Annotated in this window: 1 protein-coding gene; it reads left to right on the top strand. The window is 39.3% G+C overall.

Annotated elements, in window-relative coordinates:
* The first annotated feature begins 172 nt into the window (after window positions 1-172).
* On the top strand, window positions 173-619 hold the full coding sequence (locus D5R40_RS33290) for a transposase (RefSeq protein WP_124155909.1): 447 nt from the start codon (window positions 173-175) through the stop codon (window positions 617-619).
* Window positions 620-1017 lie beyond the last annotated feature (398 nt).

A 1017-nucleotide genomic window follows, 5' to 3' on the forward strand; every position in this document is an offset into this window, starting at 1 on the left:
TAGCAAAGGTAAGGAAGAAGGAAGAAGGAAGAAGGAAGAAGAAAGAGGGAAGAGGAAAGAAGGCTACCCTCGCAAGAAAAAACCATCATTTCCTGTAGATATTCACCCTTGGGTTTACACAAACGATATAAACGGACATGATATGAACTGACCGGAAAGCAGGTATAGCGCTGTGCGCAGGCAACAGCTCATTGTGGATGTGGTTGTATGGGTTTGTACACCCGATTGGCAGGAGAGACTAAAAGAGTGGATTCTACCCCATGTCAACACAAAAATATTTAATCAAGTTTTAGATGATTTTGCCACTGAATATGGTCTGGGAAAGAATAAAAGAGTTCTGCTGGTCATCGATCAAGCCGGTTGGCATACCAGTGACAGCTTGAAGATACCAGAGGGTTTGGATTTAATCTATTTACCTGCCAAGTCACCAGAACTACAACCAGCAGAACGTTTGTGGCCTTTAACTAATGAAGTTGTGGCCAATAGCTCTCCCCTTTCTTTAGATGAACTTGAAGAACTATTAGTCTTTCGGTGCCAACAACTAATGAAACAGCATGATTTAATACAAGGACTAACTTGCTTCCATTGGTGGCCTCAAACTAGGGCTATTCAATTATAAGCGATCGCTTGAACATAAAGGTAGTTGGCGTTGGCGGAGCAAGTGCGGCAGCTATATCGCCATCTTTTTGGCCATCAACTTTGAATACATCTACTGTAATGATTCTGGTTTTATTATCAGTGATCATCCGAACATGATATAAGTTAAACTAGTACTTACTTCATTCATTTTTATTGCTGAGAGCTGACTGCTAATAGCTGAATGCTTACAAATTACCTTATATAATAAACTGTATAATGAACTAGAGTATTATAACATTGAGACAAATATTTGCTGTAAATACCTCTTGCCTCCTGCCTCTAAACTCAGCTCCAGAATATTTTTTCATATCATGTCCGTTTATATCGTTTGTGTAAACCCAAGGGTGAATATCTACAGGAAATGATGGTTTTTTCTTG

This window comes from Okeania hirsuta (assembly GCF_003838195.1).
Classification (GTDB): Bacteria; Cyanobacteriota; Cyanobacteriia; order Cyanobacteriales; family Microcoleaceae; genus Okeania; species Okeania hirsuta.